We start from the raw sequence: 14,537 nt of genomic DNA, 5'->3' as shown, positions 1-14,537 counted from the left end.
GGGGTGTTCCTTGGTTGTTGAATGTGGGTTCAAAGGTCTTGTGCGAGGCGCACCCCGCTGAACTGCCAGCGCGCGTCGGTGGGGAAGAAGTTGCGGTAGCTGGCGCGGATGTGCGAGCGCGGCGTGGCACACGAACCACCGCGCAGCACCATCTGGTTGACCATGAACTTGCCGTTGTATTCGCCCACCGCGCCGGCCCAGGGGCGGTAGCCGGGGTAGGGTGTGTAGGGGCTGGCGGTCCATTCCCAGACGTCGCCGCCCATCTGGCGCGGGCCGGGTGTCCTGCGCGCCAGCGGCATCGGGTGCAGGGCACCGCTCTCCAGAAAGTTGCCCTGTTTTTGCCAGGTGTCGCCCAGAGCCTGCGCGGCAAACTCCCACTCGGTCTCGGTCGGCAGGCGCAGCGCCAGCCCGTCCTGCGCACCGCGCCAGCGCGCGTAGGCATCGGCCTCGAACCAGCTGATGTGCACCACCGGGGTGTGCGGGTCCAGCGGCACGCGGCCGTGCAGCGTGAAGTTGGTCCAGCCGCTGTCGGTGGCCTGCCAGTACAGCGGCGCTTCGACGCCTTGTGCCTGCACCCAGTCCCAGCCCGCCGCCATCCACCAGCGCGGGTCGCGGTAGCCACCGCCGTCCATGAAGGCCAGCCAGTCGCCGTGGGTCACCAGCCGGTTGGCCAGGGCGTAGGGCCGCAGCAGCACGGCGTGGCGCGGGGCCTCGTTGTCGAACCCGAAACCGGCGCCCGCGTGCCCCACCTGGGCGATGCCGCCGGCGTATTCCACCCAGTCCACCGGTGTGGCGACCACGCTGCTCAGCGGCCATTGCGGGTGGTAGACCGGGTGCAGCGGGTTCATCGCCAGCAGGTGCTTGATGTCGGTGAGCAGCAGCTCCTGGTGCTGCTGCTCGTGCTGCAGGCCCAGCTCCATCAGCTCGCGCAGCTCGGGGCGGTCCGTGCGCGACAGCAGGGCGGCGATGCGCGTGTCCACATTCGCGCGGTAGGCCCTGACCTCGGTCAGGCCGGGCCGCGTGACCAGGCCGCGCTGCGGGCGCGGGTGCTGCTCGCCCACGCCCTGGTAGTAGCTGTTGAACAGCACACGAAAACCGGGGTGGAAAGGCTGGAAGCCGGGTTCAAAACGTTCCAGCACGAAGGTCTCGAAGAACCACGTCACGTGGGCCAGGTGCCATTTGGTCGGGCTGGTGTCGGGCATGGACTGCACCTGGCAGTCGGCCTCGCTCAAGGGCTCGGCCAGCGCGAGCGTCTGGGCGCGCACGCTGGCGTAGCGCCGGGCCAGGTCGGTGGGTGCGGTCTGTGGGGCCGGGGTCGCGGTCATCGGGGTGGTCCTTTCAGCGTGGCGCTGGCGATGTAGCCCATGCCCCATTGCGTGCTGTTCCAGCGGAAGTCCTTGCATTGAGCGGCCACGAGGTTCCAGGGTTCCCACAGGTCGGCGGCCCGGGCGTTGTAGGGCCGGTTCTTCAGCCAGGCCAGCAGGTTGAGCGGGCCGGTCCACCAGGGGAAAAACTTGATGCCCGCCATGGCCACGCGCGCACCCGGCTTCACCTGGCGCAGGATGTTGGCCACCGCCGCCGGGCTGCGGCAGATGTCGTGCGTGTAGTTGAAGAGCACCGCGTCGGCCAGCGTCGGCAGCTGCACCGTTTCGGCCGCTGCGTTGACGTGCCACACGTTGGCCCAGCCTTCGCGCTGCACGCGTTGCTGCGCGAACGCGAACATGTCGGGGCTCTGCTCGAAGGCCAGCACGCGGCCGGTGTCGCCCACGCCCGCGCGCAGCAGAGGGTAGCTCAGGCCGGTGCCGGCGCCCACGTCGAGCACGGTCTGGCCGGGCTGCAGCTGCAGCAACGCGATGGTGCGCCGGCGCAGCGGCATGGTGAACTCGGCCGAGGCGTCGTAGCCCGCGGCCTTGCTGCGGTAGAGCGCGATGGAGATGTCGTTGTCGGTCGTCATGTCCACCTTGTTCGTTGTCTTCAGCGCGTGAGCAGGCGCCGCGAGCCGTGGCTGGCGGCGTCCACGAAGGCCACGAGCAGCAGCATCGCGGCCAGGATGGTGGCGGTCTTGCCCATGTGGAACAGACCCATGTGAAAGGCCAGCAGCTGGCCCAGGCCGCCCGCGCCCACCACGCCCAGCACGGCGGCGGCGCGGATGTTGTTTTCCCAGCGGTAGAGCGTGTAGCTCATGAGCTGCGGCAGCACCTGTGGCAGCGTGGCGTAGAGGAACACGCGGCCGTTGCCCACGCCCTGCGCGCGCAGCGCATCGCCGGGGCCGGGCGGCGCGTTTTCGATCGCTTCGGCGAACAGCCGGCCGAGCACCCCGCTGGTGTGCAGCGCCAGCGCCAGCGTGCCGGCAAACGGGCCCAGCCCGGCGGAGATCAGCAGCAGCGCGGCCCACACCAGCTCGGGGATGCTGCGCAGCGCGTTGAGCAGCAGTCGCGTGGGCGTGCGACCGTGCGCGGCATCACCCTCGTGCAATCGGCTGGCGGGCAGCGCCAGCGCCAGCCCGGCCAGCGCCGCCAGCAGCGTGCCGAGCGCCGACATGGCCAGCGTTTCCCAGGTGCCGAGCGCGACTTTTTTCAGGAACGCGGGCGAGGTGTCGGGCGGCACGAACTCGGCCAGGAAGCGGCCCATGCTCTGCGCCGCTTCGAGCGACAGGAACTGGGCCCACTGCAGGTCGAGCGACCAGAAGCTCGCCACCACCAGCAGCACCAGAGCGGCGCTGAACCAGCAGGCCTTGCAGCGCGCGTTGAACAGCGGCGGCGGCAACCGGTAGGTCTGATTCGCGGCCTGGGGCTTGTTCATCCCAGCGACCTCCGCAGCCCCGCGCTCACGCGGTCGGCGAGCGCGACCAGCGCCATGAACACCACCAGCATGGTGGCGACCTCGCCGCCGTTGAACATCTTCATCGAGTTGTCCATCTGCTGGCCCAGGCCACCCGCCCCCACGAAACCCAGCACCACCGACGAGCGGATCGCGCACTCCCAGCGGTAGACCGTGTAGCTGGTGAGCTCGGCCGCGCTGGCCGGCAGCAGACCGTAGAAAAAGGCCTGCAGGCGCCCGGCGCCGTTGCGCAGCAGGTTCTGCGTGGCATCGGTTTCGCCGCTTTCCAGGATCTCGCCGTACACCTTGCCCAGCATGCCGCCGTAGGTGAGCGCGATCGCCAGCACACCGGCCGTGGGGCCGAGGCCGACCACGCGCACAAACACCAGCGCCCACACCAGCTCGGGGATGCTGCGCAACACCACCAGCAGCCAGCGAACACTCTGGCGCAGCCAGAAAGGGCCGCGGGCCATCGGACCGGCCAGCGCCGAAATCGACAGCACGCGCGTGGACATCAGGGTCAGCGGCAGCGCCACGATGAGCGCCAGCGTCATGCCGGCGGTGGCCATGGCCACCGTGCGCCAGGTTTCGCGCGCCACCATGGCCAGGAACTCGCCGCCGTGGGCCAGCGGCCAGAAGCTGCCGATGAAATGTCCGCTGACCTGGAGGCTCTCAGGCGCCAGCAGCACCCAGGGTTTGAACTCGGTCGCCACCAGCAGCGGCCACAGCAGCACCAGCGCGGCCAGGCTCCAGAACACGCGGCCGAGCCAGGCCGGGTCGCGGGTCGGTGGGCGCACAGATGAGGTGTTCATGCTCACACGCTCACCGGCAGTGCATGACGACCGGTTGCGGTGTGGTTGGCGGGGCCGCATCGAGCGGGGCAGGGCCGTGCAGCTCGTCTTCGTGCTGCTCGTACAGGCGGGCCAGGTGCTCGCGTGTGACCTGTGCCGCCGGCAGATCAAAAGCCAGCGCGCCGTCGCGCAGGCCGACGATGCGGGGGAAATGTTCGAGGGCGACTTCCACCTGGTGCAGCGTGGTCACCAGCGTGGCGCCGTGCTCGCGCGCGCCGTTGAGCAGCGTGGCCATGGCCTGGCGCGCACGCGCCGGGTCGAGCGCCGACAAGGGCTCATCGATCAGCCAGAGCGAAGCGGGTGCCAGCAGCGCCCGCGCCAGACCGACACGCTGGCGTTCACCCCCCGAGAGGCGGTCGACGCGCTCGAAGAGTTTGTCCGCGAGATCGAAACGGTCCAGCGCTTCAAAAGCCGCCGGAATGTCGACCGGGTAGAACAGCGAACGCAGGCTCTGCCACAGGCCCATGGCCGGCAGGCGACCGGCGAGCACGGCCGTCACCACACGCTGGCGCGGCGGCAGCGGCGGCACCTGCGGCGCCAGAAAGAGGCGCCCGCGCAGGCGCTGCAGGTCACGGCGCGGCAATTGCCAGGGCGACTGGCCTTCCAGCTGCAGCGTGCCGGCCTGGGGCTGCATGGCGCAGGCGACCACCTGCAGCAGCGTCGTCTTGCCCGCGCCCGAGGGGCCGATCACGGCCACCTGCTCACCGTGGGCCACGCGCAGCGTCAGCCCCTTGAGCGCGGGCGCTGCGCCCGGTCGGGCGGCGGGGTGGCGGGCGCTGACGCCCTGCAGGTCGATGTTCAAGCGCGGCGCTCCGGTTCAGAGCAGGCTGCCGCTGCGCGCGGCGGCCTCGATACCTTTGTAGTTCTCGGCCTTGGTCGGCACGAACTTGCTGGCGCGCTGCAGGTCGAGGATCTGCTTGCCGTTGGGGGTGGCCGGGCTCAGCGCGAGGAAGGCGTCGGACAGCTTCTGGCGCGTGGCGGCGGGCATGTCGGCGTGCACCGACCAGTTGTAATCAAAGTAGGGTGGGGTGGTGTAGATCACGCGCACCTTGGTGGTGTCGACCTTCTTGTCGGCGACGAACTTTTCCCACACCGAGATGTTGAGCGCGCCGCCCTGCACCTTGCCCGAGGCCACGGCCGCGATGGTCGCGTCGTGTGCGCCGCTGTAGGCCACGCGCCTGAAGTCCTTGTCGGGGTTGAGGCCGGCTTCCATCAGGTAGGCGCGCGGCATCAGGTGGCCGCTGGTGGAGCTTTGTGAACCGAAGGACACGTCCTTGCCCTTGAGGTCGGCCAGGGTCTTGACGGCCGGGTCGCTGGTGATGAAGACCGACTTGAACTTCTCGTCTTCCGCGCGCTGCACCAGCGGGATGATCTTGCCGCCCGAGCGCACGTTGGCCTGCACGAAGGTGAAGCCGCCGAACCAGGCCATGTCCACCTTCTTGTTGACCAGGGCTTCCACCGAAGCCGCGTAGTCGGTCACGGGGATGTATTCGACCTTCATGCCCAGCTGGGTTTCGAGGTATTGCATCAGCGGGCCGGCCTTGCGCGCCAGCTCGGTGGGCGACTCGTCGGGGATGGCGGTGACGCGGAACACCTGCTGCGCTTGCGCGAGGGTGCAGAGGCCCAGCACGGCGCAGGTCAAGAGTGCGCGAACGGTGCGTGAATAAGACAGTGGTTTCATGGTGGTATCCGGTTAAGGGGGATGGGGAGGGCGTATTAAACCGCGATACGGCGCCGGTGCGCCGGGTGGGGCCATGCGGGGATTCCCCTGCAAGAAAAGCCGGACGCAGCCGACCGCAGAGACGGTCCACCCGGTATAACCCGGTCTGAACGGAAACCACCACGCATGCCCATCGACACACCCACCGCCCATTTTGTACAGATCCACCGCGAAGACCTGGCGGCCGTGCAGGCCGAGCTGGCCGCGGGGCTGAATCAGACGCCGCCGCGCGTCGCGCCCAAGTTCTTCTACGACGCGCTGGGCTCGCGCCTGTTCGACGCCATCACCGAGCTGGCCGAGTACTACCCCACGCGCACCGAGGCCGCCATCTTCCGCGAGCACGGTGCCGCCATGGCGCAGCAGGTGCCGGCGGGCGCGGTGCTGGTCGACCTGGGCGCGGGCAGCTGCGCCAAGGCCGCGGGGCTGTTCCCCGTCCTGCGGCCGGGCGCCTATGTGGCGGTGGACATTTCGGTGGACTACCTGCGCGAGACCATGAGCGAGCTGCGGCAGCGCCACCGCGGGATACCCATGCTGGGGCTGGGCATGGACTTCTCGGCCGAGCTGGCCCTGCCGCCCGCCGCCACCGACTGGCTGGCGCGGCACGACCTCAGCACCGCGCCGGTCTGCGTGTTCTACCCCGGCTCCAGCATCGGCAACTTCAACCCCGCCGAGGCGCTGGCCCTGCTGCGCCAGGCGCACGCCGTGTGCGCCGCGGGCGGGCCGGGCGGCGGCATCCTGATCGGCGTCGACCGGGTGAAAGACAAGGCCATCCTGGAGCCCGCCTACGACGACCCGCTGGGCGTGACGGCGGCCTTCAACCGCAACCTGCTGCTGCACACCAACGCCCTGCTGGGCACCGACTTCGCGCCCGCGCGCTGGCAGCACGTGGCCTTTTTCAACGAGGCCGATTCGCGCATCGAGATGCACCTGCAGTCCGACGGCGCGCAGACGGTGCGCTGGCCCGGCGGCGAGCGCCACTTTGCCGATGGCGAGCGGGTGCACACCGAGAACTCCTGCAAGTGGCAACCGGCCGATTTCGACGCGCTGCTGCGCGAAGCGGGCTTCGGCCCGTCAACCCACTGGAGCGATGCGCGCGGCTGGTTCAGCGTGTTCTTTGCCCCGGCCTGAACGGATCGACCCCTGCCCCCTCTGGGGGAAGCCAGAGATGGGGACCGGCGTGGAATCGCGAGGGAGGGTGTCAGGCAGCGCCCACAGAGCGGAACCCCGCCACGACGTCGTTGCGCTCGGGCGTGAAGTAGTTGCGGTACTGCGGGTGGCGCATGCGCGGCGCGGTGGCCAAGCTCGCGCCCTTGAGCACCGGGCGGCCGTCAAACCACGGGCGCGAATAGTCCACGTAAGGATGGGCCACAAAGCCGGGGAAGGGCGCAAAGGCGCTGGCCGTCCATTCCCAGACGGCGCCCCATTCGAAGGCCGGGTCTTGCGCCGCCACTTCCCACTCCGCCTCGGTCGGCAGGCGCCGCCCGGCCCAGGCGCACCAGGCCTGCGCTTCGAAGGCCGTGAGGTGGCTGGCCGGTGCGACCGGGTCCAGCGGCTGCCAGCGGCCAAACACCTGCTGCTCCCAGCCTTGCGGGGTTTGCCGCAGGTAACGCGGGGCCTGCCGCTCCTGCGAGAGCCGCCAGATCGAGCCCGCGGTGCTCCAGAACTGGCGTTGCACATAAGAGCCACCTTCGACGAAGGGCAGGAACTGCGCCCAGGTGACGGGCCGTGCGTCGATCTCGAAGGCGCCGACCGACACCGCGTGCGCGCCGAGTTCGTTGTCGAAGGCAAAGCCGGGGCCGCTGCGGCCCAGCGTCCAGTCCGTCGCCGCCATGTGCAGCGCTTGGGGCTTGCGAGCCGTGGCCGGTGCGGCTGGACGTTGGGCCAGCGGATCGAAGCCCAGCGTCTGCGCCATGTAGACCGCGGCCTCGGCGTGCATGTCTTCGTGGAACAGCGCGAGGCGGAAGAAATACAGGCCGGTGTCGTCTTCGGGCGCGTCGGCCAGCAGGGCCAGCGTGTCGTTCAGGCTGGCCGCGAGGTCGGCACGCACAGCGTTGGCATCGGGCAGGTCCAGCCGCCAGCGCGCGCCGTGCGCCACCAGGCTGGAGTTGTAGAGCGCGTCGGCGTCCACGCCGCGCGCGGCCTGGCGCGCGGGGCTGCGCGTGGCCAACGGGTCGGCGAGCACGCCCAGATGGCGCTGCGGGTTTCGCGCCAGCCACCAGTCGGCGAACCAGCCGATGTGGCCCAGCTCCCAGAGCGGCAGGTTCAGCTCGGGCGTGCAGGGCACGCGCAGGCCCGGGCCGAGCGCGGCCTCGTAGGTATCAAACAGCGCCAGGCTGCGCGCGCGCGTTTCGCGCAGCGCAACAGCCAGCCACGCCTTGCCACCACAGCGCGCGGATTCGGCATCGGACACAATCGCTGAGATCAGCTTCACACCCATGAAAAAACCTTCTCTGTGCATCGTCACCCCGGCCCTGGCCGATGCCAACAACGGCAACTGGCAGACCGCGCGCCGCTGGGCCCACATGCTTCGCGGGCATTATGCGGTCCGCCTGGTGAAGGCATGGCCCGAATCAAAAACCACCGACGACGGCACGGACATCCTGCTCGCGCTGCACGCGCGCCGCTCGGCCGCCAGCGTGGCCGCCTGGGCGCAGGCCAACCCGCACAAACCGCTGGTGCTCGCGCTCACCGGCACCGACCTCTACCGCGACATCCAGAGCGACGCCAGCGCTCAGCGCTCGCTGGTGCTGGCGCAGCGCCTCATCGTGCTGCAGGAGCAGGGGCCGCTGGAACTGCCCGAGGCGCTGCGGACGAAGTGCCGCGTGGTGTTCCAGTCGAGCACGCGGCGCGCCACGCTGCCCAAGACCCGCGCCCACCTGCGGGCCGTCATGGTGGGCCATCTGCGCGACGAAAAATCGCCGCAGACCCTGTTTGAAGCGGCACGGCTGATCGCCCCCGACGAAGGCATCTTCATCGACCACACCGGCGGCGCGCTGGACCCGGCGCTGGGCGAAGCCGCCCGCCAGACCGCGCTCGCCTGCCCCCATTACCGCTGGCTCGGTACCCAGCCGCACGCCGCGACCCGCGCGCGCATCCAGCGCGCCCATGTGCTGGTGCATACCAGCCGCATGGAGGGCGGTGCCCACGTGATCATGGAGGCTGCGCTGTGCGGCACGCCGGTGCTGGCTTCGCGCATCGCGGGCAACGTGGGCATGCTGGGCGCCGGCTACGGCGGCTACTTCCCGCCGGGCGATGCCGCCGCGCTGGCGGCTCTGTTGCGAGAGGCCCGTGCGGACATCGGCTCGGATGCCGGCCTGCTGTGCCAACTGCAAGCACAATGTTCGGCCAGAGCGCCGCTGTTCGAACCGCGCGCCGAGCAGGCCGCCCTGCTGGCGTTGCTGGCCGACGTGCGCCAGCCTGAACAACCGTAAGAGAAATGCCACCCTGGCCGACCCAGCCAGAGTGCCCCACTGCACGCACCGGAGATCCCCCGCACATGAACGCCCCCACCACCCACCAGCAGACCGAACCCCGCCTCACCAGCCTCTCGCACGGCGGCGGCTGCGGCTGCAAGATCGCGCCCGGTGTGCTGAGCGATATCCTGAAGGGCACGGCCGCGATGCCCATGCCCAAGGAGCTGCTGGTCGGCATCGAGACGGCCGACGACGCGGCGGTGTACCAGCTCAACGATCAGCAGGCGCTGATCGCCACCACCGACTTCTTCATGCCCATCGTGGACGACCCCTACGAGTTCGGCCGCATCGCCGCCACCAACGCCATCAGCGACGTCTACGCCATGGGCGGCACGCCCATCATGGCGCTGGCCCTGGTGGGCATGCCGATCAGCGTGCTCAGCACCGAGACCATCGGCCAGATCCTGCAAGGCGGGCAGGACGTGTGCCGGGCCGCCGGCATCCCCATCGCGGGTGGCCACACCATCGACTCGGTCGAACCCATCTACGGCCTGGTCGCCATGGGCCTGGTGCACCCCAAGCGTGTCAAGCGCAACGCCGACGCCAAAGCCGGCGACCGCCTGATCCTCGGCAAACCGATTGGCGTGGGTGTGCTCTCGGCCGCGCTGAAGAAGGACGCGCTGCCCGCTGAAGGCTACGCGCAGATGATCGCCAACACCACCCAGCTCAACACGCCCGGCCCCGATCTGGCCAAGCTCGACGGCGTGCACGCGCTGACCGACATCACCGGTTTCGGCCTCGCCGGCCACGTGCTGGAAATGGCGCGCGGCTCCAACACCACGGTGAAAATTGACATGGCGCGTGTTCCGCTGATCACCGGCGTGCGCGGGCTCGCGGCGCAAGGCATGGTCACCGGCGCCAGCGGCCGCAACTGGGCCGCCTACGGCCACGAGGTGCGCCTGGGCGCCGGCCTGCAGCCGGTGGACCAGGCCCTGCTGAGCGACCCGCAGACCAGCGGCGGCCTGCTCGTGGCCTGCGCGCCCGAGGCGGTGGCCGAGGTGCTGGCGATCTTTGAGCGGCACGGCTTTGCGGCGGCGGCCGAGGTGGGCGAGATCATCGCCGCCGAGGCTGACGGCGTGCGCCTGCGCGTGGTCTGAGGCCACGGGGTGAGGGTGTGCGGCTGTCGTGCGCCGAAGGACGCGTCTTTCAACTTTCGCGAGGTGTGCATGTCAGGCGCCTGCTGGCTTTCATGCGCGGTGGCAACCGGGGCAACATCGGCGATCCCCGTCTTCGCTCCGAACAGTCGTGGTCAAAGAGGAGGGCCGCATGAAGCCGCGCCGCACCTGGAAGGTGTTCGTCTGGATCGTCGGTCTGTACGGTGCGGTGCTGTTGCCCGGGGCCTGGTTTCCGGGCTATCTGGACAGCCCCATCGGCGTGCTGGCCGCCATCCCGTACCTGTCGGTTTACCTGTTCCATACGCTGGGCGTGCCCTGGCTGCTGCAGAACGACGGCGCCTGCGGCTGGGGCTGGTGCATGCCGACGCCGTTCGGCTGGGCCTTCCTGCTCTGTTTTTGGCTGGGGCTGGCCTGGGGGCTGGCGCGCCTGTTGTCGCGGCCCGTTTCGTCGCCATGAAGGATTCGCCTTGAAAGCGCTCGAACTCAAAATCCCGCCGCCGGTGGTGGCACTCCTGCTGGCGCTGGCCATGTGGGCGCTTGCCGCGCTCGGGCCCGCATTGCCGTGGCCCGAAGGCATCCGCCGCGTGGTGGCGCTGGTGCTCGCGCTGCTGGGCGCCAGCTTCGATTTCATGGGTCTGGTCGCCTTCCTGCGGCGCCACACCACCATCAACCCGCTCGCCCCGCGCAAGACCACGACGCTGGTCACCACCGGCGTCTACCGTTTCACACGCAACCCCATGTACGTGGGGCTGGTGATGTTCCTGACCGCCTGGGCGGTCTGGCTCGGCGCCGCCTGGCCGCTGCTGGGGCCGGTGGTGTTTGTGCTCTACATCACCCGTTTCCAGATCCAGCCCGAAGAGCGCGTGCTCACCACGCTGTTCGGCGAGGCCTACACGGCCTACACCCGGCGCGTGCGCCGCTGGCTCTGAGCGACTGAAAGGCGACCGCCCATGAACCCCGTGCCCCGCATCCTCGCTTTCGACATCTTCGGCACCGTGGTCGACTGGCACGGCAGCATCGTGCGCGAAATGAGCGAACGCCACCCGCAGATCGACGCCAACGCCTTCGCGCTCGCCTGGCGCGCGGGCTACCAGCCGGCCATGGCGCGCGTGCGTTCGGGCGAACTCGGCTGGACACGCATCGACGAATTGCACCGGCTGATCCTCGATGAGCTGCTGCCGCGCTTCGGCCTGGACCACCTGGGCGACGCCGAGCGCGCCGATCTCAACCGCGTCTGGCACCGGCTCGATGCCTGGCCCGACAGCGTGGCCGGGCTGACCCGCCTGAAATCGAAACACCTGATCTGCACGCTCTCCAACGGCAACATCGGCCTGCTCACCGACATGGCCAAGCGCGCCGGCCTGCCCTGGGACTGCGTGCTCTCGGCCGAGGTGTTCCGCGCCTACAAGCCCGACCCGCGCGCCTACCTGGGCGTGGCGCAGACCTTCGACGCCGCGCCGGCCGAGGTGATGCTGGTCGCGGCCCACCAGGACGACCTCGCCGCCGCCCGCGCCTGCGGCCTGATGACCGCGTACATCGAACGCCCGCTGGAGTTCGGCGCCGGGCAGCCGAAAGACGTGTCGCCCGACCCGGCCAACACGCTGCACGCGCGCGACCTGCTGCACCTCGCCGACCAGCTCGGCTGCTGACCGGCCGCCAGGGCCGAAGCCCTGAGCGCCACCGGCCGTTCCGCATCCGGCAGCCGTGCGCCCATGTCCCCACAACCGCATCGGGTTTTGGTCATCAATCTAATGATCGTTAGAATGACGGCATGAATAACCGCCAACTCAAGGACCTGCTGTACGAACAGGTCGCCCGCATCGGCAAAGCACTGGCCAGTCCCAAGCGGCTGGAGCTGCTGGAAATGCTCGCGCAGGGTGAAAAGTCGGTCGACGCGCTCGCGGCCGAGCTGTCGATCGACATCAAGCTCGCCAGCGCCCACCTGAAAGCGCTGCGCGATGCGCGGCTGGTGACCAGCCGTCGCGAAGGCAAGTTCATCCACTACCGGCTCACGGGTGCCGACGTGGCGGGCCTGGGCGTGAAGCTGCGCGAGGTGGCCGAAGAGCACCTGCTGGAACTGCGTCTGGCGCTCGACCAGATGGCCGCCCACCCCGCCCAGCTGGCACCGGTGGACCGCCAGGCGCTGATGGAGCAGGCCCGGCGCGGCGAGGTGGTGGTGATCGACGTGCGCCCGAGCGACGAATACGCCGTGGCCCACCTGCCGTACGCACGCTCCATGCCACTGGCCGAGGTGGAAAAACACCTCGCTTCGCTGCCGCGCGACAAAGACATCGTTGCTTACTGCCGCGGCCCGTTCTGCCTGCTGTCCGACGAAGCCGTGGCGCTGCTGCAGGCGCGTGGCTACCGGGCACGCAAGGTGTCCGACGGCGTGAGCGAATGGCAGGCCGCTGGCTTGCCGCTGGCGTCCCAGGCCGATTGATTTCAAACATCAGGAGTTCGCCATGGGTTCTGTGCTGTTCATCCTCAACGATGCCCCTTATGGGAACGAGCGCGCCTACAACGGCCTGCGACTGGCAGGCGCAATGACCGCCAAGGACGGCGTGCAGGTGCGCGTGTTCCTCATGGCCGATGCCGTGGGTTGCGCCAAGGCAGGTCAGAAAGTGCCCGAGGGCTACTACAACGTGCAGCTCATGCTGGGCAAGGTCTTGCGCAAGGGCGAGGTGGCGCTGTGCGGCACCTGCATGGACGCGCGGGGCCTGGACGAGGGCGACGTGGTGGCTGGCGCGACGCGCTCCACGCTGGCGCAGCTGGCCGACTGGACGGCCGAGGCCGACAAAGTGCTGGTGTTCTGAACCAGCTGCCGCCACCATGAACTTTGAACAATTTGTCCTTGCCAACGAGCCGCTGATCCGGATGGGCTTCTTCTTTGGCGTGTTTGCCCTCGTCGCCCTCTGGGAGCTGGCGTCGCCGCGACGCGCGCTCCAGCTCACCCGCCAGCAACGCTGGACCGCCAACCTGGGCATCGTGCTTCTCAACACGGTGATCGTGCGCCTGGTGTTCCCGGCCGCCGCGGTCGGCATGGCCGCGCTGGGTGTGGAGAAGGGCTGGGGGCTGCTTAACAACTTCAACGTGCCGTTCTGGCTCGCGGTGCCGCTGGCCGTGGTGGCGATGGACTTCGTCATCTGGCTGCAGCACGTGATGGTGCACGCCGTGCCCGCGCTCTGGCGCCTGCACCGGGTGCACCATGCCGACCTGGACTACGACCTCACCACCGGCACTCGCTTCCACCCGCTGGAAATCGTGCTCTCCATGGGCATCAAGTTCGCCACCATCACGCTGCTGGGCGCGCCGGTGCTGGCGGTGGTGATTTTTGAAATCTTGCTCAGCGCCTGCGCCATGTTCAACCACGGCAACATCCGCCTGCCGGCCGCGCTGGACCGCGCCTTGCGCTGGTTCATCGTCACGCCCGACATGCACCGCGTGCACCACTCGGTGGAAGACGACGAAAGCAACTCCAACTTCGGGTTCAACCTCACCTGGTGGGACCGCCTGTTCGGCACCTACCGCGAGCAACCGCGCGCCGGCCAACTCGGCATGACCATCGGCATCCACGACCACACCGACCCGCACGAGGTGGCTCGCCTGCCCGGCATGTTGGCTCTGCCGTTCAAGGGAAAGATCACCGACTACGCCATCAACCGCCGCAACTGGTCGGCGCCTTCAACAGACGCCCAAGTATGAACATGAGCACCACAACTTCCTCGCACTCGATGAACCGTGAAAGCACAAAGCGGCGATCCAGCCTGCCGTTGGCCGGTCTGCTGCTCGGGCTGGCCTCGATCGGCACCGTGCTGGTGGCCGGCATCGGCTATCGGCAAGGCTGGTGGCATTTTCTGAAAGGTCTCCAGATTGCAGAGTGGGCGGTCTACGCCGCCGCGCTGGGCCTCGTGTTGTCGCTGGCGGGCCTGTTCCGCTCGCGTCGTCAGCGACGGGCAGTTGTGACCGGCCTCCTTGGCGTGCTGCTGGCGCTGCCGGTGCTGGGTATGGCGCTGCAATGGGAGTACGCGACGCGCGCCTACCCGCCCATCAACGACATCAGCACCGACACCGACAACCCGCCCGAGTTCTGGGACATGCCCAACCCCATGGCCTACCCGGGCGCGGCGGTGGCCCAGCTGCAGCGCGCGGGCTACCCGGACCTGGCGCCGCTGACCCTGCCGCAGGCGCCCGCAGCGGTGTTCGAGCAGGCCCTGCAACTGGTGCAGGCGCGTGGCTGGACCGTGGTCGCCAGCGACGCCGAAGAAGGGCGCATCGAAGCCGTGGCCACCAGCCGCCTGTTCGGTTTTGCCGACGAAGTGACCATCCGTATTGCCCCGGAGGGCAACGGTTCGCGCGTCGACATGCGCTCGCGCTCACGCCTGGGAAAGATCGATCGCGGCACCAATGCGCGGCGCATCCGCAGCTGGCTGGCCGATTTGAAGCAATCGACCACGACCCGTTGAACGCGCCTGGAGCAGTAGAAACCCTCGACCGTTTGCTGCTGTGGTCCAGCGACAATATCCGTTGTTGCTGATATTTATATTTGTGAAACTGGAGA

At 69.1% G+C, this 14,537-nt stretch carries 17 protein-coding genes; 10 read left to right on the top strand and 7 right to left on the bottom strand.

Annotated elements, in window-relative coordinates; translation table 11 throughout:
* Positions 1 to 29: 29 nt before the first annotated feature.
* Genes egtB through AC0GNO_RS09300 form a run of 6 tightly spaced genes read right to left on the bottom strand, consistent with a single transcriptional unit; the run spans position 30 to position 5,352 of the window.
* Positions 30 to 1,325, bottom strand: a complete 1,296-nt coding sequence (gene egtB, locus AC0GNO_RS09325; RefSeq protein ID WP_472903822.1) for an ergothioneine biosynthesis protein EgtB — start codon at positions 1,323 to 1,325, stop codon at positions 30 to 32.
* Positions 1,322 to 1,954 carry a class I SAM-dependent methyltransferase gene (locus tag AC0GNO_RS09320; RefSeq protein ID WP_472903821.1) on the bottom strand — a complete coding sequence of 211 codons (633 nt, stop codon included), beginning with the start codon at positions 1,952 to 1,954 and terminating at the stop codon, positions 1,322 to 1,324. Before AC0GNO_RS09320 ends, egtB begins: the two co-directional genes overlap by 4 nt.
* Before the next feature lie 20 nt (positions 1,955 to 1,974).
* Positions 1,975 to 2,802, bottom strand: coding sequence for a phosphonate ABC transporter, permease protein PhnE (gene phnE / locus AC0GNO_RS09315; protein ID WP_472903820.1), 828 nt, complete (start codon positions 2,800 to 2,802; stop codon positions 1,975 to 1,977).
* On the bottom strand, positions 2,799 to 3,632 hold the full coding sequence (locus AC0GNO_RS09310; RefSeq protein ID WP_472903819.1) for a PhnE/PtxC family ABC transporter permease: 834 nt from the start codon (positions 3,630 to 3,632) through the stop codon (positions 2,799 to 2,801). Before AC0GNO_RS09310 ends, phnE begins: the two co-directional genes overlap by 4 nt.
* Before the next feature lie 10 nt (positions 3,633 to 3,642).
* Positions 3,643 to 4,473 carry a phosphonate ABC transporter ATP-binding protein gene (locus tag AC0GNO_RS09305; RefSeq protein ID WP_472887435.1) on the bottom strand — a complete coding sequence of 277 codons (831 nt, stop codon included), beginning with the start codon at positions 4,471 to 4,473 and terminating at the stop codon, positions 3,643 to 3,645.
* Between the two features lie 15 nt (positions 4,474 to 4,488).
* Positions 4,489 to 5,352, bottom strand: coding sequence for a putative selenate ABC transporter substrate-binding protein (locus tag AC0GNO_RS09300; protein WP_472887436.1), 864 nt, complete (start codon positions 5,350 to 5,352; stop codon positions 4,489 to 4,491).
* Positions 5,353 to 5,517: 165 nt separating this feature from the next.
* Here AC0GNO_RS09300 and egtD point away from each other — a divergent pair, with 165 nt between their 5' ends.
* Positions 5,518 to 6,519, top strand: a complete 1,002-nt coding sequence (egtD, locus tag AC0GNO_RS09295) for an L-histidine N(alpha)-methyltransferase (protein ID WP_472903818.1) — start codon at positions 5,518 to 5,520, stop codon at positions 6,517 to 6,519.
* Positions 6,520 to 6,589: 70 nt separating this feature from the next.
* Here the strand turns inward: egtD and senA are convergent, their stop codons facing one another.
* Positions 6,590 to 7,828 carry a selenoneine synthase SenA gene (gene senA / locus AC0GNO_RS09290; protein WP_472903817.1) on the bottom strand — a complete coding sequence of 413 codons (1,239 nt, stop codon included), beginning with the start codon at positions 7,826 to 7,828 and terminating at the stop codon, positions 6,590 to 6,592.
* Here senA and senB point away from each other — a divergent pair.
* From senB to AC0GNO_RS09245, 9 genes are all read left to right on the top strand, one after another.
* Positions 7,827 to 8,822, top strand: a complete 996-nt coding sequence (senB, locus tag AC0GNO_RS09285) for a selenoneine biosynthesis selenosugar synthase SenB (RefSeq protein WP_472903816.1) — start codon at positions 7,827 to 7,829, stop codon at positions 8,820 to 8,822. The genes senA and senB overlap by 2 nt on opposite strands.
* 65 nt (positions 8,823 to 8,887) lie before the next feature.
* Positions 8,888 to 9,961 (top strand): selenide, water dikinase SelD, encoded by a 1,074-nt coding sequence (gene selD / locus AC0GNO_RS09280; protein WP_472903815.1) that lies wholly within the window; start codon positions 8,888 to 8,890, stop codon positions 9,959 to 9,961.
* A gap of 169 nt (positions 9,962 to 10,130) precedes the next feature.
* Complete coding sequence (locus AC0GNO_RS09275) at positions 10,131 to 10,436, top strand: hypothetical protein (protein WP_472903814.1); 306 nt, start codon at positions 10,131 to 10,133, stop codon at positions 10,434 to 10,436.
* Between the two features lie 10 nt (positions 10,437 to 10,446).
* A complete protein-coding gene (locus AC0GNO_RS09270) occupies positions 10,447 to 10,908 on the top strand; it encodes a methyltransferase family protein (protein WP_472903813.1) in 462 nt (153 codons plus the stop codon).
* Positions 10,909 to 10,929: 21 nt separating this feature from the next.
* On the top strand, positions 10,930 to 11,628 hold the full coding sequence (locus tag AC0GNO_RS09265; protein WP_472903812.1) for a haloacid dehalogenase type II: 699 nt from the start codon (positions 10,930 to 10,932) through the stop codon (positions 11,626 to 11,628).
* Between the two features lie 122 nt (positions 11,629 to 11,750).
* Positions 11,751 to 12,419: an ArsR/SmtB family transcription factor gene (locus AC0GNO_RS09260; protein WP_472903811.1), complete on the top strand. Its 669-nt coding sequence runs from the start codon at positions 11,751 to 11,753 to the stop codon at positions 12,417 to 12,419.
* Positions 12,420 to 12,441: 22 nt separating this feature from the next.
* A complete protein-coding gene (locus AC0GNO_RS09255; RefSeq protein ID WP_472887445.1) occupies positions 12,442 to 12,792 on the top strand; it encodes a DsrE/DsrF/TusD sulfur relay family protein in 351 nt (116 codons plus the stop codon).
* 16 nt (positions 12,793 to 12,808) lie between these two features.
* The gene (locus AC0GNO_RS09250; protein ID WP_472903810.1) at positions 12,809 to 13,681 is read left to right on the top strand and encodes a sterol desaturase family protein; all 873 of its coding nucleotides are present in this window, start codon (positions 12,809 to 12,811) and stop codon (positions 13,679 to 13,681) included.
* A 2-nt stretch (positions 13,682 to 13,683) separates the two neighbouring features.
* Positions 13,684 to 14,442 carry a DUF1499 domain-containing protein gene (locus AC0GNO_RS09245; RefSeq protein WP_472903809.1) on the top strand — a complete coding sequence of 253 codons (759 nt, stop codon included), beginning with the start codon at positions 13,684 to 13,686 and terminating at the stop codon, positions 14,440 to 14,442.
* The last annotated feature ends 95 nt before the right edge of the window (positions 14,443 to 14,537 follow it).

Source organism: Hydrogenophaga sp. L310, assembly GCF_055703065.1.
Note: the sequence above shows the minus strand (reverse complement) of the source record. Positions and strands in the feature narration are given on the sequence as shown.

Coding starts and splice junctions, on each gene's coding strand:
- phnE (WP_472903820.1), bottom strand. CDS start 2,802: ATGAACAAGCCCCAGGCCGCGAATCAGACCTACCGGTTGCCGCCGCCG.
- AC0GNO_RS09265 (WP_472903812.1), top strand. CDS start 10,930: ATGAACCCCGTGCCCCGCATCCTCGCTTTCGACATCTTCGGCACCGTG.
- senB (WP_472903816.1), top strand. CDS start 7,827: ATGAAAAAACCTTCTCTGTGCATCGTCACCCCGGCCCTGGCCGATGCC.
- AC0GNO_RS09300 (WP_472887436.1), bottom strand. CDS start 5,352: ATGAAACCACTGTCTTATTCACGCACCGTTCGCGCACTCTTGACCTGC.
- AC0GNO_RS09310 (WP_472903819.1), bottom strand. CDS start 3,632: ATGAACACCTCATCTGTGCGCCCACCGACCCGCGACCCGGCCTGGCTC.
- selD (WP_472903815.1), top strand. CDS start 8,888: ATGAACGCCCCCACCACCCACCAGCAGACCGAACCCCGCCTCACCAGC.
- AC0GNO_RS09275 (WP_472903814.1), top strand. CDS start 10,131: ATGAAGCCGCGCCGCACCTGGAAGGTGTTCGTCTGGATCGTCGGTCTG.
- egtB (WP_472903822.1), bottom strand. CDS start 1,325: ATGACCGCGACCCCGGCCCCACAGACCGCACCCACCGACCTGGCCCGG.
- AC0GNO_RS09260 (WP_472903811.1), top strand. CDS start 11,751: ATGAATAACCGCCAACTCAAGGACCTGCTGTACGAACAGGTCGCCCGC.
- senA (WP_472903817.1), bottom strand. CDS start 7,828: ATGGGTGTGAAGCTGATCTCAGCGATTGTGTCCGATGCCGAATCCGCG.
- AC0GNO_RS09250 (WP_472903810.1), top strand. CDS start 12,809: ATGAACTTTGAACAATTTGTCCTTGCCAACGAGCCGCTGATCCGGATG.
- AC0GNO_RS09245 (WP_472903809.1), top strand. CDS start 13,684: ATGAGCACCACAACTTCCTCGCACTCGATGAACCGTGAAAGCACAAAG.
- AC0GNO_RS09320 (WP_472903821.1), bottom strand. CDS start 1,954: ATGACGACCGACAACGACATCTCCATCGCGCTCTACCGCAGCAAGGCC.
- AC0GNO_RS09255 (WP_472887445.1), top strand. CDS start 12,442: ATGGGTTCTGTGCTGTTCATCCTCAACGATGCCCCTTATGGGAACGAG.
- egtD (WP_472903818.1), top strand. CDS start 5,518: ATGCCCATCGACACACCCACCGCCCATTTTGTACAGATCCACCGCGAA.